General features: G+C 66.4%; 18 protein-coding genes. 4 read left to right on the forward strand and 14 right to left on the reverse strand.

From position 1 onward, the window contains the following. Positions 1-81 precede the first annotated feature (81 nt). Positions 82-945 carry an alpha/beta fold hydrolase gene (locus tag JWN03_RS21740; RefSeq protein WP_297617979.1) on the forward strand — a complete coding sequence of 288 codons (864 nt, stop codon included), beginning with the start codon at positions 82-84 and terminating at the stop codon, positions 943-945. Here the strand turns inward: JWN03_RS21740 and JWN03_RS21745 are convergent. Continuing rightward, on the reverse strand, positions 908-1,393 hold the full coding sequence (locus JWN03_RS21745; protein WP_297617980.1) for a PaaI family thioesterase: 486 nt from the start codon (positions 1,391-1,393) through the stop codon (positions 908-910). The two genes, JWN03_RS21740 and JWN03_RS21745, sit on opposite strands and share 38 nt — an antisense overlap. 64 nt (positions 1,394-1,457) lie before the next feature. On the opposite strand from JWN03_RS21745, the gene JWN03_RS21750 reads away from it, so the two are divergent. Continuing rightward, on the forward strand, positions 1,458-2,789 hold the full coding sequence (locus JWN03_RS21750) for an aminotransferase-like domain-containing protein (protein WP_297617982.1): 1,332 nt from the start codon (positions 1,458-1,460) through the stop codon (positions 2,787-2,789). On the opposite strand, the gene JWN03_RS21755 is transcribed toward JWN03_RS21750, so the two are convergent. The 5 genes from JWN03_RS21755 to JWN03_RS21775 form a co-directional block, all read right to left on the reverse strand. Further along, on the reverse strand, positions 2,715-3,440 hold the full coding sequence (locus tag JWN03_RS21755; RefSeq protein ID WP_297617984.1) for a TIGR03086 family metal-binding protein: 726 nt from the start codon (positions 3,438-3,440) through the stop codon (positions 2,715-2,717). The two genes, JWN03_RS21750 and JWN03_RS21755, sit on opposite strands and share 75 nt — an antisense overlap. A gap of 164 nt (positions 3,441-3,604) precedes the next feature. After that, positions 3,605-3,739 (reverse strand): hypothetical protein, encoded by a 135-nt coding sequence (locus JWN03_RS21760; RefSeq protein WP_297617987.1) that lies wholly within the window; start codon positions 3,737-3,739, stop codon positions 3,605-3,607. 193 nt (positions 3,740-3,932) lie between these two features. Next, the gene (locus tag JWN03_RS21765; protein WP_297617990.1) at positions 3,933-4,367 is read right to left on the reverse strand and encodes a hypothetical protein; all 435 of its coding nucleotides are present in this window, start codon (positions 4,365-4,367) and stop codon (positions 3,933-3,935) included. A 118-nt stretch (positions 4,368-4,485) separates the two neighbouring features. After that, the gene (locus tag JWN03_RS21770; RefSeq protein WP_297617993.1) at positions 4,486-5,832 is read right to left on the reverse strand and encodes a M1 family metallopeptidase; all 1,347 of its coding nucleotides are present in this window, start codon (positions 5,830-5,832) and stop codon (positions 4,486-4,488) included. Continuing rightward, a complete protein-coding gene (locus JWN03_RS21775) occupies positions 5,829-9,719 on the reverse strand; it encodes a Pls/PosA family non-ribosomal peptide synthetase (protein ID WP_297617996.1) in 3,891 nt (1,296 codons plus the stop codon). Before JWN03_RS21775 ends, JWN03_RS21770 begins: the two co-directional genes overlap by 4 nt. A 355-nt stretch (positions 9,720-10,074) precedes the next feature. On the opposite strand from JWN03_RS21775, the gene JWN03_RS21780 reads away from it, so the two are divergent. Together JWN03_RS21780 and JWN03_RS21785 are read left to right on the forward strand one after the other, a co-directional pair. Further along, positions 10,075-11,001, forward strand: a complete 927-nt coding sequence (locus JWN03_RS21780) for a cyclase family protein (protein ID WP_297617999.1) — start codon at positions 10,075-10,077, stop codon at positions 10,999-11,001. A 93-nt stretch (positions 11,002-11,094) separates the two neighbouring features. Next, positions 11,095-11,775: a DUF998 domain-containing protein gene (locus JWN03_RS21785; RefSeq protein ID WP_297618001.1), complete on the forward strand. Its 681-nt coding sequence runs from the start codon at positions 11,095-11,097 to the stop codon at positions 11,773-11,775. A gap of 23 nt (positions 11,776-11,798) precedes the next feature. On the opposite strand, the gene JWN03_RS21790 is transcribed toward JWN03_RS21785, so the two are convergent. From JWN03_RS21790 to JWN03_RS21825, 8 genes are all read right to left on the reverse strand, one after another. Continuing rightward, positions 11,799-12,620, reverse strand: coding sequence for an acyl-CoA thioesterase (locus tag JWN03_RS21790; RefSeq protein ID WP_297618003.1), 822 nt, complete (start codon positions 12,618-12,620; stop codon positions 11,799-11,801). Positions 12,621-12,915: 295 nt separating this feature from the next. Continuing rightward, the gene (locus JWN03_RS21795; RefSeq protein WP_297618005.1) at positions 12,916-13,053 is read right to left on the reverse strand and encodes a hypothetical protein; all 138 of its coding nucleotides are present in this window, start codon (positions 13,051-13,053) and stop codon (positions 12,916-12,918) included. Positions 13,054-13,450: 397 nt separating this feature from the next. After that, entirely contained in the window at positions 13,451-14,257 is an 807-nt protein-coding gene (locus JWN03_RS21800; RefSeq protein WP_297618007.1) for an SDR family oxidoreductase, read from the reverse strand. Between the two features lie 20 nt (positions 14,258-14,277). Next, positions 14,278-15,315: an alpha/beta hydrolase gene (locus JWN03_RS21805; protein ID WP_297618009.1), complete on the reverse strand. Its 1,038-nt coding sequence runs from the start codon at positions 15,313-15,315 to the stop codon at positions 14,278-14,280. A gap of 160 nt (positions 15,316-15,475) precedes the next feature. After that, a complete protein-coding gene (locus JWN03_RS21810) occupies positions 15,476-16,891 on the reverse strand; it encodes an amidase (protein ID WP_297618011.1) in 1,416 nt (471 codons plus the stop codon). Between the two features lie 9 nt (positions 16,892-16,900). After that, entirely contained in the window at positions 16,901-18,370 is a 1,470-nt protein-coding gene (locus tag JWN03_RS21815) for a sodium:solute symporter family protein (RefSeq protein WP_297618012.1), read from the reverse strand. Next, on the reverse strand, positions 18,367-18,570 hold the full coding sequence (locus JWN03_RS21820) for a hypothetical protein (protein ID WP_297618013.1): 204 nt from the start codon (positions 18,568-18,570) through the stop codon (positions 18,367-18,369). The genes JWN03_RS21815 and JWN03_RS21820 overlap by 4 nt, the downstream gene beginning before the upstream one ends. A 31-nt stretch (positions 18,571-18,601) precedes the next feature. Next, complete coding sequence (locus JWN03_RS21825) at positions 18,602-20,176, reverse strand: carboxylesterase/lipase family protein (protein ID WP_297618014.1); 1,575 nt, start codon at positions 20,174-20,176, stop codon at positions 18,602-18,604. Positions 20,177-20,179: the final 3 nt, after the last annotated feature.

Here is a 20,179-nt window from a genome sequence, read left to right on the forward strand (position 1 = left end):
GAAGTCGTGCTGGCAGGCTAACTATTGTTAACTATAGTCAGGAATGAGTTGCTCGTGCGGAGCACTCCGAAAGGAATTCACATGTCTGTATCTGCAGCTGCCCCGACCGAATTCGTCGATGTGAGCGGAGTCCCGATCGGCTATCGCCAGTTCGGCCCCGACCGGGGTGTTCCGCTGGTGCTGGCGCAGCGCTTCCGCGGCACCATTGATCACTGGGATCCGGCACTGCTGGACGTGCTCGCCCGCGAGCGCCGGGTCATCGTCTTCGACAATGCGGGGGTAGGGATCTCGGGCGGTAAGGTGTCCGGCAGCATTCCGGAGATGGCGCGGTCGGCGGCGGCATTCATCGAAGCGCTCGGCTACACCCAGGTGGACGTGCTCGGCTGGTCCATGGGTGGCACGGTCGCACAGTGGCTGGCACTGAACCACTCTCATCTGGTGCGCCGACTCGTGCTCGCCGGAACCGGACCCGGAGCGGTGCCGGATTCACCTGCCGTTCCGGCGAAGGTGTGGCAGGTCGCCGGCAAGCCCGTCAATGACGATGAGGACTTTCTATACCTGTTTTTCACGGAGGACGGCATCGGCCGCCGCGCCGGCCACACTCACCTGCGCCGCCTCGATTCACGTCTGGCGCAATCGGGTTCGGTTGTCGGCTTCGAGTCGGTCCAGGCGCAGGTCGCCGCGATCGGTGGCTACAAGAGCAATGACGCTGCCTATCCGCACCTGGAGAAGATCCCGATGCCGACCCTCGTCGCGAATGGCACCCACGATGTGATGGTCCCGTCTTACGAATCCTTCGTGTTGTCGCAGCATTTGCCCGACGCCCAGCTCATCCTCTACCCCCACGCGGGCCACGGCTTCCTGTTCCAGTACCCGGAGCAGTTCGGCGGGCATGTCCTGGAATTCCTCAGCGGCCCTGCGACCGATCACCCCGCAGCGTTGTGACAATGCTGGTGACGGTCGCGACCGGCTTACCGTCGCTCCGCACTACATCGCAGGTGTAATGGGTGATGCTGCGCCCGGAATGGGTGGGGCGGGCGATCGCGCGCAGGGTATCGCGCCAGACCGGGCGCAGGAAGACTGTGCGTAGCTCGATGCTGGTGAACGACTCTCCGGCGGCGACGACTGTGGAGTGCGCCGTCCCGATCGCGGCGTCGGCGAGCTCGGTGATGAGGCCGCCGTGCACCGTGCCCTGCTGATTGCCGTGGATCTCCGGATCCACCTCGATCTCGACCGTCGCGCAGCCGAGTTCGACCTCGGCCAGCCGGATGCCGAGGGTGCGCGAAATGGCTGTCGGATAACGGAATTGGCTGCACTCGCCCTCGGCCAGGGTTCCGGCGATATGCCTGCGCAGGAATTCGAGCACCGGAAGCTCCCGGGTGGTGGTGGTCATGAGCGGTGACTGTAGAGATCATCGCTTGGGACAATCAATAAATTGTCCTGAGTACAGTGCGGTCATGGGCTCGTACCTGGACATTGTCGATGCTGTCGCGGCCGACATCCGCGCTGGGCGGTGGGCTCCCGGTCAGCGACTGCCGACGCACCGGCAGCTCGCGGCAGAATGGGGGGTCGCGGTGGCGACCGCGACCCGCGTCTTCGCGGAGCTCAAACGGACCGGGCTCGCGGTCGGTGAGCCCGGTCGGGGCACATTCGTTCGCGACCTCTCCGTGCGGCTGGTGCCCGCCGAGTACGGGCCCGGGCCCGATACCGTGTGGGCGGATCTGTCTATGACACAACCGATATCGCCGCGGCGGGGCGAATTGCTGCGTTCCGCGCTGCGAGACCTGGCCGCCGGCGGTGATCTCGACGCGCTGCTGCGACAGCAACCGCCGGGCGGGCGACCTCGGGATAGGGAAGTGGCGGCGGCTTTTCTCGCCGACCGCGATATCGAGGTCGAGGCCGATCGGGTTTTCCTGACCTCCGGTGTGCAGCACGGACTGGATCTGATTGGGCGCGCGGTACTTTCACCCGGCGATGTCGTGGCGGTTGATGCCCTGACCTATCCCGGATTCAAGTCACTGGCGGCTCTGCACCGGCTGGAGCTGGCTCCGATACCTGCCGGAGCCGACGGTCCCGACCTCGACGCGCTCGCCGAGCTGTGCCGTCGCCGGCGCGTGCGGGCGTTGTATTCGATGCCCTCGCTGCACAATCCGCTCGGATGGGTACTCGGCGAGACGGCCCGTACGCGGTTGGTCGAGCTTGCCCGCGAACACGATCTCCTGTTGTTCGAGGATGCGGCGTACGCCTTCCTGACCGATCCAGCTCCGGCAGCGCTGGTTACGCGAGCTCCGGAGCGCGCCTTCTGGGTGTCGAGTCTGTCCAAGAGCGTCGCCGCCGGTCTGCGCTTCGGCATGATGATCGTCCCGCACCGCCATTGCGAGTTGATGAAATCCGCTGTGCGCGCGACCATGTCGAGCCCGCCGGGTCTCGTCGCCGCGGTCGGGACAGGCTGGCTCGCCGATGGAACGGTCACTGCGCTGGAACAGGTGAGTCGCGATACCGCGGCCGCGCATCAGCAGGTGCTACGCCGCGAACTCGCGGGTATGGACGTGCTCGCCCACCCCCACTCGTACTTCGGCTGGCTGCGTGTCGACCCGGAACAGCGCATGGACCGCATTGCCGCTGAGCTGTCCCGCCGCGGCGTCCGCATCTCCACGGCCGACCTGTTCGCCACCACCGCCCATGTGCCACACGGACTTCGGATCGCCGTGGGTTCACCCGCCCTGGCGGATCTCCCGCAGGCGCTCGGCACCGTGCGTGACGTCCTGCAGTCGGTGCCGATCGGATAGCAACTGTCGATCGGCACGCGCAGAAGCAATTCCGTCACCGCTGCGGTCCGGGTTTCTGCCCATCAGCCGCAGCAGCCGGTCCTGTCGCGTCTCGGCACCGGCATTCGCACTCTCGGGGACCGCGAAGTACCGGTGGGACGTGTCCACGGACGCCGGCATTTCGGAGAGGCCGGCGTAGATCTCCTCGAGATGGCCGTCGATCCAGGCGATCAGGTCGGTATCGAGCAGATCCTCCGCACCGATGGCCCGAGCCAGATCCCAGGTATGAATGACGGTATCGGCAGTACGCACGGCGAGGGCCTGCCGGCCGGAAGCCTGCCCCATCGGGTAATCGACAACCTGATCCAGAACCCCAGGCGCCGCAAACGCTTCCCTGCTCTCGCGCACCGACGCGACATACGCGGATACCGGATCATCGCCCATCGCATCAACCTCCCGCATACGCAGAAATTCCTCGCGGCCACCACCGTTCACAAGCAGAACGTAGTTGAGATTTCCCCGAACCATATGGTTGACCAACTGGCGCACATTCCACTCGGTGCACGGCGTCGGCCCCACCCACTGACCACCCCGCACCGTCCGCAGCCTCCGCTCGAATTCCCTACTCGCGAATACGAACCGGTCGACGATCCCATCGAAAGCCTCACCCATACAACCCAGTCTGTCCGCCACCCCCATCCGATACGCGCGGATATCGGACTCGGCATTGCGGATGGCCGCCGCGTTCAGTGACTCAACATGCGCTGGTGCGCAACGGCTTCGCTCGTAATCAGCGGCCTATCGTGATCAAGAGCGAGGGGCGGGATCGGACGGGTTCAGTGCGCGAGGGCCACCCACATCGGCAGGAGCAAGAGTGCGACAACCGAGGTTTTGATGACCACGGACGCGGCGAGGTCGACGTCTGTGTCGTACTGGGCGGCGAAGATGAACAGGTTTTGCGGGGCGGGCATGGCTGCGATCACGGTGAGGTAGCTCAGCCAGGGGGCGAGCGAACAACACGCCCATTCCGCAGATCAGCGCGACCGGTGCCAGTTTTTCGAGTGTGCCGAGAAAACCGGTCACTCGTCACGCCCATCACCGGCCACCGTGGCTGGTCTATTCATCACGCCGCGCTCATGGTCACCTGGACGGTAGAGCGTGCGGTCAGTGGGCGATGTAGACGCCCTGGGCTCCTGTGGTGGCTATGACCGTCGAGCCTTGGGAGAGGTTCGCCGTGAGGGTGCCGCCGGAATCGTTGGGCAGGGCGCGGCCGGGTGCGGTCAGCTGTCCGGACCAGTTGTGCGGTGCGCCGTCGCAGGTGACCAGGACCGATCCGTCGAGCTGTACGGCGATGGGGCCGCCGATGCCGCCCTGGAACATTTGTTCCAGGGAGCCGCTCACGATATTGACTCCGGCGGTGCCACCTCCTGCGCAGGTGGCCGACCCATTGACGGTCAAGGTGGTGACGTTGTAGGTCATTTGCCGGTCGACGGAAATGGAGGCCGGCGGTTGTGCGGACGCGAGTGCGGCGGTGATTCCCAGGCAGCCGGTGGCTGCGATGAGGACCGCGGCACGCGCGGGGTGTCGAGTGCGGAACATGGTGTTCCTCCTGTCGATGCGCGATCACAAGATCGCCAACACCTACATCCTGCGCGCATTCGCCGATTGCCACCAGGGGCACGGGCGGGCCGTCGTGGAGACCGGCCGCCCGTGGTGGTCAGGCCGATGCGGCGGCGGGCGGCGGCAGCTGGGGGAGCGGCAGGCTGTGTAGCCAGTCGTCCCACAGTGCGCGCAGTGGCGCTGCGCTGTAATGCCCTGCCAGGTCCATGAATTCGTCGGTGGTGACCGAGCTGTGGCGATAGCGGGTGGTCCACTCGCGCAGCAGATTGAAGAATTTCGGGTCGCCCAGCTGCAGGCGGAGGGCGTGCAGGGTCAGGGCTCCGCGTTTGTAGACGCGGTCGTCGAACATGCGGGTGGGACCGGGATCGCCGAGCAGGATGTCCTGGGGCTGGTGGGACAGGCGCAGGCGGGCGGTGCGGGCCAGGTGGTCGGCGGTCGAGCCACCGGCGGCCTCGGACCAGATCCATTCGGCATAGCAGGCGAAGCCCTCGTGCAGCCAGATATCGCGCCACTGGCGGATGGTGAGGCTGTTGCCGAACCACTGGTGCGCAAGCTCGTGTGCGACAAGGCGTTCCGAGCCGCGGTGGCCGTCGCAGTGATTGGCGCCGAAGATGGAGATGCCCTGCGCTTCGATGGGGATTTCCAGGTCGTCGTCGGTGACCACGACCGTGTAACCGTCGAACGGGTACGGGCCGAACTTGTCGGTGAAGACCGCCATCATCTCCGGCTGGCGCGCGAAGTCGTGATCGAATGCGACACGCAGGCGTTGCGGCAGTACGGCCTGCATGGGCACCGCGCCGCGCGGGGCTTCCAGCCGATGCTTGCGGTACGGCCCGATCTGGACGGTGGCCAGGTAGGTCGCCATCGGTTCGGGCTGCTCGTACACCCAGGTGGTCTGGCTGGCCTTGGTCTGCTTACGCATCAGGGTGCCGTTGGCCAGCGCGTAGTACGGGGTGTCCGTGGTGATCGAAATGCGGTAGCTGGCTTTGGAACTCGGGTGATCGTCACACGGGAACCAGGAGGCGGCGCCATTGGGCTGACTGGCCACCAGCGCGCCCTCGGTCAGTTCCTCCCAGCCGACCTCACCCCACGGGCCGCGCACCGGCTTCGGCGTGCCCGCGTATTGGACGACCAGCGCCAGCGCGCCGCCCGCGGGGATCTTGATCGACGGCGTGATCACCAGCTTGCCTTGCTGGTGCGTGTATTTCGCGACCTTGTAGCCATTGACCAAGACCTTGGACACGGCCAGCGCCTGGGAGAGGTCCAGCGCGAAACGATCCCGCACGCCGGTGCTCACCGCCGTGATCTCGGCCCGGCCCGCCAGCCGGTTGCTGGAGACCTTGTAGATCAGTTCCAGGTCGTACCGCGATACCCGGTAACCGCGGTTTCCGTTCTGCGGCAGGTAATCGTCGATGGCCTCTTCGGAGAACTTGTTCGGCATCATTCGCCGGCCTCCGCCCGATCGGGCCACGGCGCAATGGGATTGCCCCACCACCGGGTCGACGGCGGCACGGTGTCACCACGCATGACCAGCGAGGCAGGGCCGACGGTGGCGCCCGGGCCGATGCTCGCGGCGGGCAGTGCGACGCAGTGCGGGCCGAGGGTCGCGCCCGCGCCGACGGTGACGGTGTCCATGGCCATGATTCGATCGTGGAACAGGTGGGTCTGCACCACGCAGCCCCGTTCCACGGTCGCGCCGTCACCCAGAGTCACCAAGTCCGCCTCCGGTAGCCAGTAGGACTCGCACCATACCCCGCGGCCGATCTCGGCGCCGAGTCCGCGAAGCCACAAATTGAGTACGGGCGTACCGGTCGCCGCCCGCGCGAACCACGGTGCCGCAACATGTTCCACGAAGGTGTCGGCGACTTCATTGCGCCAGACGAACGAGCTCCACAGCGGATGCTCTTCGGCGCGAATACGTCCCACCAGAACCCATTTGGCCACAACGGAACTCGCGCCCGCGACTGCGCCGGCGGTCAGCAGGACCAGGCCGCTGAGCAGTGCGGTGGGCAGATGTCCGAGGGTCTGCGCCAACCAGGCGAGCGCGAACAGCACGCCCAGGCCGATCGCGAAGGTCACCAGCACCGGAATCAGACGGCAGGTCTCGACAATGCCGCGGGCGATGAGCAGGCGCGGCGGCGGATCGAAAGTGCGTGCGGTGTCACTGATTCCGGCCGTGCGGCGCAGGCGCACCGGCGGGCTGCCCAGCCACGACGAGCCCGCCTTGGACTTGGACGGCGCGGCCGAGAGCACCGCGACCAGACCGTTCTTCGGTACGCGGCGGCCCGGCGCGGTCATCCCCGAATTGCCCAGGAAGGCACGCTTACCGACCTTGGACTCGCCGATATGCAGCCAGCCGCCACCGAGTTCGTAACTCGCGATCATGGTGTCGTCGGCCAGGAACGCGCCGTCGGCGACCGTGGTGAACTTCGGCAGCAGCAGCACGGTGGAGGCCTCGACGCCCTTGCCGATCTTCGCGCCCAGCAGGCGTAGCCACACCGGGGTCAGCAGGCTCGCGTACAGCGGGAACAGGAAGGTGCGTGCCGAATCCAGTAGGCGTTCGGTAGCCCAGGTCTGCCACCCGATGCGGCTGCGCACCGGGTGATAGCCCTCGGTGAGTCCGATGCTGAGCAGTCGCACCGCGATAATCGTCACCACGGCGTATACGCCCAAACTGAGCAGCGTCGCAATCGGCAGCATGGCGAACGCCTGGCCGAGAGCCGTTGTCAGCGTGGTGGTTTTGCGAATCTCCCAGGCGATGAAGAGCCCGCCGGTACCCAGGCCGAGAATCGGCACGGCCGCCAGCAGCATGGAGGTGATACCGAAGATCGCGACCCAGTGCCGGGCCCGCGGGGGCGTCTGGTCGGGCCAGCGGTGCTGCGCCTTGCCGACTTTCACCGCCGGAGATCCCGCCCACGACTGCTCGGCCTTGACCTTGCCGGACACCGCGGAACCGGCCGCGATCTCGGCATTCTTGCCGATTTTGCTGCCGGGCAACACGATCGAACGCGCACCGACCACCGCGCCCGGACCGATCTCGATGCGGCCGATATGCACGACGTCGCCGTCGATCCAGTAGCCGGACAGATCCACCTCGGGTTCGACGCTGCAGCCGTCGCCCAATTCCAGCATGCCGGTCACCGGCGGCAGGGTGTGCAGATCCACGCCCTTGCCGATCTTCGCGCCGAGCGCCCGGGCGAACGGCACCATCCACGGTGCGCCGGAAAGGTTCTCGGCCCCGCTGGCCTCCGAGAGCCGAACAGCGGTCCACAGCCGCAGGTGCACCCAGCCACCGCGCGGGTAGCTGCCCGGTTTCAGATTGCGCAGCAGGGTTCGGGCACCGGCCACACACAGTGTCATGCGCCCGGGCGGGGAGATGAAGAGTAGGAAGGCGATCAACGCCCACCACCACGACAGGCGCGGCAGCCAGGGCAGCGACCCGGTCCAGGCCCCGATATTGCCGACAATGGCCAGCCAGGTGAGCCATTGCAGCCCGGTCAGGGTGGTCAGCGGGATGGTGGCCAGCACCTGGAACCACTGGGCGCGCAAGGGGACCGGCCGCACCACGCGGTCCACGACTGCGACGGCCGGGGCGCTCGCATCCAGTAGTGCTGCCAGCGCACCGAGGCGGGGATGGTCGTACAGGTCGGCGACGGTGATGCGCGGCTGCCGCTCCCGCAGTGCGGTGACCAGCTGCGCGGCCGCGAGCGAACCGCCGCCCAGATCGAAGAAGTCGGCATTCGGATCGCTGACCTCGGCGCCGAGGATCGAATCCCACAGTCCGGCAACCCATTGCTCGGTGGCGGAGAGTCCCGGATCGGCGTCGGTCGCCTTCGGCAGCGGCCACGGCAGGGCGTCGCGATCGACCTTGCCGGAGGTGCGGGTGGGCAGTTCCGGGACCACCGCTAGTCGGGGCACCAGCGGCGCCGGGAGCTGTTCCCCGAGTTGGGCTCTGGCGGCCTTGATGTCGTAGTCCGCACCTGGTCCGGTCAGATAGCCGACCAGGATCTTATTGCCCGCCTTGGTGGTTCGGATGGCGGCAGCCGCCCCTGTTACCCCCGGCAGGTGCTGCAGGGCATTATCGATCTCGCCGAGTTCGATACGGCGGCCGCCGAGCTTGATCTGATCGTCGGCACGGCCGAGGAAAACGAGTCCCTCGCTGTCGTTGCGGACCAGATCGCCACTGCGGTAGGCGCGTTCCCAGTCGACCGAGGCCAGCGGCGCGTACTTCTCCGCGTCCTTGGCCGGGTCCAGATAGCGGGCCAAACCGACGCCGCCGATGACCAACTCCCCGGATTCGCCCTCGCCCACCGGGTTTCCGGCCGCGTCGACGACGGTGAGGTCCCAGCCGTCCAGAGGCAGTCCGATGCGCACGGGGAAGGAGCCGTCGAGCAGCGCGGCGCAGGCCACCACGGTGGCTTCGGTGGGGCCGTAGGTGTTCCAGACTTCGCGCTCGTCGGTGCCCGCGAGGCGTTCGGCGAGTTCCGGCGGCACCGCCTCACCGCCGAAGATGAGCAGTCGCACCGAGTCCAGCGCTTCCGCGGGCCAGGTGGCGGCGAGAGTGGGCACCGTGGACACAATGCTGATCTCGCGCCGCACCAGCCACGGGCCGAGGTCCGCACCGGTACGCACCAGCGCGCGGGGTGCGGGCACCAGGCAGGCCCCGTGCCGCCACGCCAGCCACATTTCCTCGCAGGAGGCGTCGAAGGCGACCGAAAGACCCGCGAGGACACGGTCGCCGGGACCGATCGGGGCTTGCCGCAGGAAGAGCCGGGCCTCGGCATCGACGAAGGCGGCGGCGTTGAGGTGGGTTACCGCAACACCTTTCGGGGTTCCGGTGGAACCGGAGGTGAAGATGATCCAGGCGTCATCGGCCGGCGCGGGCGGCGCGGTCGACTCGGCGGTCGATTCATTTGCCGCAGCGGTGCTTTCGATACCGCCGGCGGTGGCCATGGCCGTGACCTTCGCCTCGCCGAAGACCAGGCGGGCGCGCTCATCGGGATCGTCGGCATCAACCGGTACATAGGCCGCGCCCGCATGCAGTACCGCCAGAATCGTCAGGTACAGCTCCGCGGTGCCCGACGGCATCCGCACCCCGACACGGTCACCGGCGCGCACGCCGGCCGCAGCCAGCTTGTCCACCACGAGGTCGATCTCCGTCAGCAGCTCGGCATAGCTGAGCACTACCTCGCCGTCGTCGATGGCGGGTGCGTCGGGGTGTTCCTGTGCGGTCACGGCCAAGATATCGACCAGGGTGCGGGCGGGTGGTGCGAGTGCGGCCCGCAGCATCGGACTCACGCCCGTCGCGGTGTCGACCTCGTTCTGCACCATCAAGTCCTGCCCACCTCTCAGAGAACTGCCCGGTCAGCGAACTGTCCGGCGTTTCGATGTCCGTTGTTTCACATAAGGGTTACCAGTGGGCAAACACCACGGTGACCAGCAGTCCACGGTACCCGTGTACTGGTCGCCCGCCGTTCACCGAACCGGTGCGGTCATGCAGGTCACAGTCCTACGCATTGTCGCAAGACGAATATGAACTTAGAGTTTGCTCGTCACTTGCTAAACCTGCGCTGGGCCCTTTCGGCCGCAGCAGCGAAGTAACTCGAACCTGGGATGACGCCCCGGCGGCGCGATGAGGGCGCAGCCGGGGCGTCGTCGTGTTCCACCGGTCTGTAAGTTCGGGTGCATGGCGTTTCCACCGGAATTTCTCGACCTCGCAAAGCGTGTGAACAACTGGGGCCGTTGGGGTTCCGACGATCAGATCGGCACCCTCAATCTTATTACCGATGAGGTGGTGCGGGCGGCGGCGGGCACGGTGCGCAGTGGGCGCCGGGTGGCGCTGGCGCTGCCGTTGAGTCAGCACGGAGTGCAGACCGGCATGATTCCGGGCCGCGTCAATGCGCTGCACACCATGACCGCGGTGAACTGGGAGATGTTCGGGCCGGACACCATTGCGACCAGCGATGACGTGGTGACGATGGGATTGCAGGCCGGAACCCATTGGGACGCTTTGACTCACATCTCGCATTCGGGGCGGATCTACAACGGCCGTTCCGCCGACACCATCACCGCACACAAGGGCGCTGCCTTCAGCGGGATCGACAAGGTGCCGCACATCGTGTCCCGCGGCGTCCTGCTCGATGTGGCGCGAGCGCGCGGGGTGGACGGTCTCGCGAGTGATCACGCGGTAACGCCGGAGGATCTGGAGGCCGCCGAGGAATTCGGCCGCGTCCAGGTGCGTGCGGGCGATATCGTGCTCGTCCGCACCGGTCAGATGCGACTGTTCCTGGCCGGGGACCGCCAGGGCTATGCCGTACCGGCGCCGGGCTTGTCCGTGCGGTGCCCTGAATGGTTCCATGCGCGCGATGTCGCGGCGGTAGCCAACGACACGCTCACGTTCGAAATCTTCCCGCCGGAAATCGGCAATCTGATGCTGGCCGTGCACGCCCTGCACCTCGTGGAGATGGGCATGCTGCAGGGGCAGAACTGGAATCTGCAGGAGCTCTCCGAGGTCTGCGCGCAGGAGAGCCGCTATGAATTCCTGCTCTCTGCCATGCCCGAGCCCTTCGTGGGCGCGACCGGAACTCCGGTAGCCCCGGTCGCGATCCTCTGAGCGTCAGTCCTTGCCCGGGCCTGGGGGACATTTTTCCAATACAGGGCGCGACCTGCCGTTCGATAGTGGTGTCTTACGGCAAGGGAGAAACGCATGGAAACCTCAGCACAATGCACTGGAGAGCAGTCGGTGGCGATGAGACTGCTGCTGGCTTGCGGTGTCATCGCTCCGCTGCTCAACATTGTTGTCATTCTCATCCTCGGGGCCATACGCCCTGGCTACAACGCCTGGATAGTCCCCGACAGCAACCTCGAACTGGGGGATGGTGGGTGGATACAAATCACCAACTACATCGTCACCGGAGCGCTCATGCTCGGTTTTGCCCTCGGGATGAGGCTGCGCCTGCGTACCGGGCGTGGTTCCACCTGGGGACCTATCCTGCTCGGCAGCTATGGCCTCACCTTCATCGTCATCGGGCCTATCCTTCCCGACCCGTCGCTCGGTTACCCACCAGGAGCGTCGAGCGCGCTAACCGTTCACGGAGCTGTTCATACTGTCTTTGGTCTGCTTCAGTTCGCTTCGCTGATTGCGGCTTGCTTCGTGCTGGCACGGCGCGATGAGGCGCGCGAAAGGCGCGGCTGGTCTTGGTATTCGGTTGCCACTGGTCTCCTTGTCGCCGCCTCTTATATTGCCTTCGTCCTCACCGCCAAATTGTCAGACGGGGGACCAACAGGACTCATTGAACGTATTGGCATCATCGGCGGCGGCATGTGGATTGCGCTGTTGGCGATCCGCTTGATGAGCAGATCAGTCCCACGTGTGTCTGTCGAATAAATGGGTCTACTGCTCAGGCTCCCTCAGTCCTTGAAATAGACCATCTGGTGACTCGTTGCCAGCAGGGTGCCGTTATTCGCCCACAGTTCGGCGGACTGGTCGAAGAAGCCATTGCCGAAGTGCTGTGAGCGAGCGGTGGCCAGCGCCGGCAGGTCGGATTGTGCTGCCAGCAGTTCATTGTCGGCGTGGAAATAGACCGTCAGTGAGACGGTCCCGGCGGGCACGATCCGGCCCAGGCGCAGCATGACCCGCGGAAAGAACACATCGCTGAGCGCGGTCAGGCCAGGGTAATCCAGCGGCCGGGCGGGCGTCTCCCGTACCCACAGCGTGGTAGTCGAGCTGTGGTTCGGGTCCGCGTCCTGAATGGCGATGGCGCCCTCGACGAATCGCATGTCGTAATTGCGGACCCAGTTGATGAACTCGGGCAGCGCCTCGGGCTCGATGGTGTCGGCGGGCGGTACGACCGGTGCGGTGACCTCAGTGGAGGACCACGTCTGGCGGCGATTGCCGAATACGGCTGTCGCGGTCGTCGCGATGACACCGTCCTGGCTCAGAGTGAGCGTCCAGTGCTGCGTATTCCGGTTGGTGCGGATCGGGTCCGCGGAAATGATGAAGGGCCCGTTGGCAATCGGCCCGGCATAGTTGACGGTGATCGAGAGCGGTTCACCGATGCACTCCGGATGCTGTTGCGCCGCACGGAGCAGCGTCGCGGCGGTGATCCCACCGAACGGACCCACCATATTGGCGTAGTCCGGCGTGGTCTGGCCGCTGAATTTCCCGTCGCCGTCATAGGACAGTTCGGTGGCGATATCGAACGGGTGTGGTGGAGTGACAGTGCGGGACATCGATCGAGATTACCGCTACAGCGAATCGGCCTTGCTGAGCCAGCCGACTACCGCACGGGGCCAGCGAAGCCATCCGGCAGTCATAGCCATATGCGATCATCCCGGATGCGCGTCTGTCCTTGACTGTTCATCTGCTGGCATACCTGCTTGCCTGTCCGGTTCGCGGCGCGACATGCGGCTGGCTCAATCGTTGTGGACCGAACCGGCGACATCCGGCCCACAACGGGTCAGGAGCTGGTTGGAATGCTCCGAGGACTGCGCAGCGCGTGCCAGGCGCGCGCAGTCCGGTTCGGAATCACAACCTCTCCACCTCTTCCTCCACGTCCTCGGGTATCACCTCGACGCCTCCGAAGGCGACGATCTTGTAGTCGACTTCAGGTTCCTCGACGGAAGCTTCTACTGAATTGGACTCTGAGCGAGCATCTTTCGTCATAGCACAATTGAATCATCTGTGTTGCCAGGCGCGAGCTGAAGCGGATGCACACTAGTCGGCTACTTAACACTGGTGTCAGGGCCTGATCCCGGCCAGGATCGGCCCGCACGGCAAATCTGGAACACCTTTCCCATGAGGACCATCTATTGCCGGTGGTTCCACGACTGGCAACGTGGTGGTCCCTTCACGCCGGCAAGCGACACCGTAGGGCAATGCGCCGAGCTGGGGGACGCTTCCTTGTTCGCCGGAGGCGGGAAGTATGTACGCGCCATACAGATTGACCTGCTGGGCATCCTGAGGGAGCCGGCGGCCAGGGGTTCGAGCCGACAACGTGGATTGTCTTGGCCGGGCTGGCGCGGGGGCTTCCACCTATCCGGCGACTAGGTTGAGGTTACCGCTAGAGCGAATCGGCTTTGCTGAGCCAGCCGACGACCGCACGGGTCACCCACGCCGGGCCGAGCCGGACCGCGATGCCGGTGAGTTTGGTCTGCAGGCCGATGAGGACGTGTGGTCCGCGCAGGCGGTGCTGGTGAGTGGCGGTGCGCCACAGGGCTTCCGCGATATCGTCGGGGGTCAGGTGGACACCGAGGGTGGCGGCGGACTTCGAGCCGCGCGATACCTCGTCCATCATGCCGGTGGCCACGAACAGCGGCAGGAGATCGTGCACCGGGATGCCGTACTGCCGCCATTCCAGGTCGAGCGCCTCGGTGAGATTACGGACGGCCGCCTTGGTGGCCCCGTAGGTGGCCAGTCCAGGCTGGCCGTAGAAGGCCGAAGCCGACGCCAGATTGACGACCTGGCTGCCGGGAGTGCGGCGCAGGTGCGGCAGCGCGGTGTAGCAGCCGTTGAGGACGCCCTTGACGTTCACGTCCACCAGGCGGTGCTGGCGTTCCAGCGAGATATCGCCGAAAGCTCCGGAATAGAGGATGCCCGCATTGTTGACCAGCAGGTCGAGGCGGCCCGTGGCATCGGTGAACTCGTTGAGCGCCTGCTCCCAGCCCGCGGGATCGGTCACGTCGAAGGCTCCGGTGACGGTCGCACCGCCGATCTCCTCGGCAGTGTGGCGCACCGCGTCGGCGTCGATGTCGTAGAGCCCCACCGTCCAGCCCGCCTCCGCGAACCGGGCGGCAATGGCGCGGCCGATGCCGGCTGCCGCGCCGGTAATGAAGACGGCGGGCTGCGAAACATTGGCAGGCTGAGACATTCGAGCCTCTCGCGGTCGATTCAGGCGGCGCTGCGGCCGGTGGCGGCCGAATCGATCATCGCACGGTGGAACTCGGCCGCGTCGCAGGCGGCATCGCGGCCGTCGGCGAGCAGGCCTGCCCCGAGATGGATGAGGGTGTGCGGGGCGCTGGCCCGGATCTGCAGCCGCAGCGACACCTGCGCTTCTGCACAGCGCTGAGCCACCGCAAGCGCGTCGGCGAGCAGCATTTCGCGGGAGCCGACCTGCAGCAGGATGGGCGGCAGTCCGGTGAAATCGTGATTGACCACCGACCAACTGGGGTCGAGCACGCCATTGATGGCGATCCCGCGCCGCACCACCATGGCGGGACCGGCCGCCGGCAGGACCGCGTCGGCGTTGGCGTTGGCATGTGCCATGCGGGCGGTGGAGTCGAAATCGGCCCACGGCGAGGTGACCGAAATGGCCGCAGGCAGTGGGAGACCCTGATCGCGTGCGGTCAACGCCAGGCGCAATGCGAGGCCGCCGCCCGCGGAATCTCCTGACACGATGATCTTTTCGGGCGCGAAGCCTTGATCGAGCAGGTAGTGGTAGGCGGCGAGCGCATCGTCGAGGCTGTCATTGGGGTGCGCGTCGGGCAGCTGCCGGTAATCGACCGTGAGCACCGGCAGTTCGCTGATGCTGCCCAGTCGTGCGGTGTGGCGGCGGTAGCTGTTGAGGCCGCCGGCGATGAACGCGCCACCGTGGAAGTAGAGGATCACCGCATCCCGTGCGATGCGCGGGTCGGGAATCGGTGCGGTCCAGAGCCATTCGGCCTGGAAATTGTCGAAGAACACCGGGTGCCGGTGCAGCCCGCGCGGCGTGCCCAGTATGCGGGCGGGCGCCTCCGAGAGCCGGGTGGCCCGGAAGATCAGCTCCGCGGGGCCCGGCCCGAAATCGGCCACCCACGCGCCGGCCCGCAGAAATTGCTGCAGGGTGGTGCGCAGTACGGGATGTGCTATGCGGGTGCCGATCCGGGCCGGTGGGCTGGTTTCGACGATCACGGACGTGACGGATACCGAGGTCTGCGGCGACGTTGCCACGGGGCTCTCCTGTCCGCGCCGCGAGAGGCCGAAGCGCTGGAACTGTGCTGGAACGATGTCAATTGGTGGCCTGGGCCATTGATCATCTTGACCTGTGGGGCGCGGATTGTCATGCCCGAGAGTGAAATTCCCGTCGGAACGAGATGTTCCTACCCTCGGGTCAACCTCCGATTGTGGGTCTTCTCTTCCCGAATCCGGTGGCCAGTTCGAAAGCGTGACCTACTTCCAGCACCCGGCGATCCGCCCGGTGCGGGCCGACGATCTGCAAGCCGACCGGCAGTCCGGTCGCGGTGAATCCGCCCGGCACCGACAGTGCCGGGCAGCCGGTGGTGCTGATGAAATACGCGGAGCGCATCCAGTCGAGATAGGTGTGCATCGGCTCGCCGTCGATCTCGGTAGGGTATTCGAGGTCCACGTCGAACGGCACGACCTGACTGACCGGCAGCAGCAGAATGTCGTAGTGGTCGAAGAATTCGCGGACCCGGTGGAACAGAGCCGTATGCAGGATTTCGGCATCGGCGATATCGGTCCCGCGCAGGGCGAGCCCGGCCTCGATATTCCAGACCACCGACTTTTTGATCCGCTGCCGGTGCTCGAGTAGCGGGCCCAGTATGAGTGCGAACTGCCAGGCCCGCAGTGTCCGGAAGACCTGCTCGGCCCCGGCGAGGTCAGGGCAGTCCTCGCTGACGATGGCGCCGAGGTCGCTGAAGACGGCCACTGCCGGTTCGAGGGCATCGCGCACCGCCCGATCGACAGGCACCGAGCCGCCCAGATCAGGGGACCAGGCCACCCGCAGCCCGCGCAGGTCGCGATCGAGCGGGCCCGCGAATATCGACCCGGATTCCGCGATCGTGATGGGACTGCGCGGGTCCGGTCCGGCCAGCACCGAAAGCAGTAGGGCCACATCGCCGACCGTGCGGGCCATCGGGCCCTGCACGGCGAGCGTCGACCAGGCGGCCGAGGTCGGCCAGCTCGGGACCCGGCCGGGTGCGGGCCGGAACCCGACAACATTGCAGAACGATGCCGGATTGCGCAGGGATCCACCCATATCGCTGCCGTCGGCGAGCGCGTGCATGCCGCAGGCCAGTGCGGCCGCCGCGCCGCCGCTGCTCCCGCCCGCCGATCTGCCGAGATCGTAGGGATTGCGGGTGGCGCCGAACACCGGGTTGACCGTATGTGAGCCTGCCGCGAACTCGGGCACATTGGTCTTGCCCAGCGTGATTGCTCCCGCCGCGGTGATCCGCTCGATGATCAGCTCGTCTTGTGCGGGCACATGGTCTGCCAATAGGACACTGCCGTGGGTGGTGCGGATGCCGGCGGTGTCATGGGTGTCCTTGTGCGCCATGGGAATGCCGTGCAGTGGACCGGTCGGCGCACCCGCTGCGGTCTGTGCATCGGCCGCGCGGGCCCGATCGAGGGCCTGTTCGGCGACGAGGGTGACGATCGCATTGACCTGCGGGTTGATCCGCTCGATCTGGTCCAGGTGGGCCTGTGTGATCTCGGTGGCAGACAGCTCCCGAGTGCGTACGAGCCGGGCCAGCTCCTGTGCCGAGGTGAAACAGATTTCGGAATCCACTGGCTTTCCTCATTTCTCGGCGGCGCGCACGCCGGTCTCGGCGGGAGCCGTAGCGCCGGGCGCGGTCCGCTTACGGATCATCGTCCAGAGGGTCTGCGCCACGACGCATACCGCGAGATTGACCACCAGGCCGACAATTCCGGAGCTGATGTTGTGCAGTGCGGCAGCGTGTTTGCCGATCTCCGCCCAAGCCACGACGGCGATCCCGGACAGTAGGCCAGCCATGGCCGGATACTTGTCCAGCCAGCGTCGATCACCCAGTGCCGCAAGGAATGCCGGTGCGGTTTGCGCGAGCCCGCTGAAGGTCAGCAGCAGCAGATCGGCCAGCGCACTCGGCCGGTGCACGGCCAGGAGCAGTGTCAGACCGGCGACAACGATGACCGTGCCGTGATTGAGCGCCAGCCTGGCCCGCTCACCGCGCAGTGGAATCAGGTTGCGCGCCACCAGTGAAGAGATGCCCAGGCTGATCGCTGCGGCGGGCACCATGGCGGCGGCGGCCGCCGCTACCGCGATTACTCCGATCATCCATTTCGGGAGCGACTCACCGGCCAGCCACAGCAGTACGCCGCCGGGCGGCACGTGATACCCGTGGAACTTGGCCAGTAGCCCGGTGAAGCCGACGATGATCGGCAGAATGATGACCACCTGATACAGCGGCAGCCAGGTGTTGTTGCTGCGGATGACCTGCTCGTCCCGGGAGGCCAGCAGCGGCGGCCACAGGTGCGGCAGTGTGAAGAAGGCGCTCCCGATGGCCGAGATGAGCACACCGCTGATCCACCAATTGCTCCCGGCCGGACCGTCATTGAGCGGCACGGTCAGCAATTGCGGTGCGCTGCGCCGGATCTCGTGGAACATATCGCCGACACCGCCCGCGAAATGCGCCGGTACCGCGATCACCAGCACCACCATCGCCAGGATCATCAATGCGTCCTTGAGATAGGCGGTGCTCGCAATGCCGCGAATCCCCGACCACAGGACGAAGGCCACCATCAGCCCGGTCGCGATCGCCATGCTCCAGTTGCCGGAACTCCGGCTGCCGGTGACCAATTGGACGATGGTGCCCAGCCCCGTGATCTGTAACTGGAGGTACGGCAGCAGGAACACCACACCGATCAGCGCGACCAGCTTGCCGAACAGCGGACTGCGGTAACGGTCGGCGAAATAGTCGGCCTGCGTGAGGTATTCGTTCTCCTTGGCCAGCCGCCACAGGCGTGGTCCGAGGAAATACACCCCGATGTAGGACAGCGGGATATAAGGAATGGCATAGGTGGCGGTGGCCCCGCCGATAAAGGTCCGGTTGGCCACTCCGAGAAAGGTGAAGGTGGTGAAGCCCTCCCCGGCTTGCAGGAACCAGGTGGCGCTCTTGCCGAAATTCCGGCCGCCGACGGTCCATTCGGCGAGGTCATGGGTGCCGCGGCGGCCGCGAAGCCCGAGCGCGGCGATCACGGCCATACCGATCAGCGCAATGGTGAGGATCATCGGTCGCCCTGCCCGCCGGTGCGTGCGCGCTCGGCGAGCAGCAGCGTCGGGGTGATCAGCAGGACCCACGCCGACAGCCACACGAACAGCGCGGGCATGCCGAACCACAGGTGGCTGGAATTGACGAACGGCAGCCAGATCGCCGACAGCAGGGCTGCCACGGGAAGGATGGGGGACAGGGACATCAGGGTGCGATTCATGGCTGCTCCGTGCATATTTCGAAAGGGATGGTCACCAGGTGATGAAGGAATTCCAGAAGCGGCACTGATGGTCCGCGGCGAACCCGCTGTACTGCCGGGGGCCGTCCGGTGCGAACTGCAGCATGTGCGCGGCCGCCGGATCGAAGCGCGGGGCGGCCGGGCGGCCCTGGCCATTGGGATCGCCGGTGCGGGCGAACGCGGTCCAGTAGTCGATCATGTTGTCGGACAGTCGCTGCTGTGCCGGGGTGAAAGCCGGTGTGACGCCATCGGTTTCATAGAGATAAGGCAGGTCGAAGGCGTGTGCCGCACCGAGTGGGAAGCTGGCCGGCGGTATTCCGGGCAGCGTCGGTGCGGTCTCATCGGCGAATTCGGCGGCATAGGCCGGAACATGTTGTGACAGCAGGCCCGCGGTGGTGGGAACCCCGCAGATATAGTCGAAGTCGCTGCGGGCGGCCGCATACGCCAGCACCGGCTGCGCGTAGTTGCGCAGCGGATAGTGCGCGATCACCTGGTCCGCACGGTCCGCCCCGAAGAAGTCGCGCACTGCCTGCGGATAGGCGTCGGCGGTGAGCGCGGTGCCCAGACCGTATTGGGGTAGCACCATCAAGCGTTCCTCGTCGTGGGCATCGGTGATCAGCACCGGCACCTGGTTGAAATGCCCGTCCCCGAACGCTTCCCGGAGCGGCTCCGTCAGGACGTGACCGTCGATATCCGGAAACCATTGGTACGGAGCTTGAGCGGTGAGCAGCTCGCCGACGGACATGGTGCGCAAGCAGATTCCGGCGGTGTGCGGATCCGGGCAGCCGACGGCCGCCGCGTAGTCCTGTCCCTTCCGATCGGTCTGGTCGCGGGTCGGCCAGGCCCCGAATCCGTCTCCGGCGCAGGGCGCGCTCTGCACAATGGCGCGCTGGAACAGCCCGGCCGCCAATGGCGAACCCAGCTGCGAGCACACCGATACCGCCCCGGCCGATTGGCCGTCGATGGTGACCAGCCGCGGGTCGCCGCCGAATGCGGCGATATTGCGCTGCACCCAGCGCAGCGCCGCCTGCTGATCGGAAATGCCGTAGTTCCCGGTGATTTCCGCGCCGGAATCGGGCGTCATCGACAACCCGCCGAGCACCCCGAGTCGATAGTTGATGGTGACGACCACGACGTCGCCGCGCGCCACCATGCGATGCGCCGCATATTCGCGGCCCGAACCGCTGACCATCGATCCACCGTGGATGAAGACGATCACCGGCAGCCCCTGCGCCTCGTGCCGGGGCGTCCAAACATTGAGGTTCAGGCAGTCCTCGGTGGTCACATCCGCTCCACCGAAGGGTGAAGCGGCCTGCGGGCAGGCATTTCCCGGTTGCGTCGCATCGCGCACCCCGAGCCATGGGAGCGCCGGCTGTGGTTGCTGCCAGCGCAATGCGCCGACCGGCGGTGCGGCGAAGGGAATCCCGAGGAACGACCGGTCGGTGTCGGTGGCCACACCCTGGACCGCGCCGCCGTCGGTGTGCACCACCGGCGGGCCGGGAGCCGGATCGGCGGGAGCCGGTGCGGCACAAGCCAGTCCGGCGGCGAGCGCGAGACCGAGGGCGGTGAGTGTCTGCCGAAATCGCATGGA

Source organism: Nocardia sp., assembly GCF_025465275.1.
Lineage (GTDB): Bacteria > Actinomycetota > Actinomycetes > Mycobacteriales > Mycobacteriaceae > Nocardia.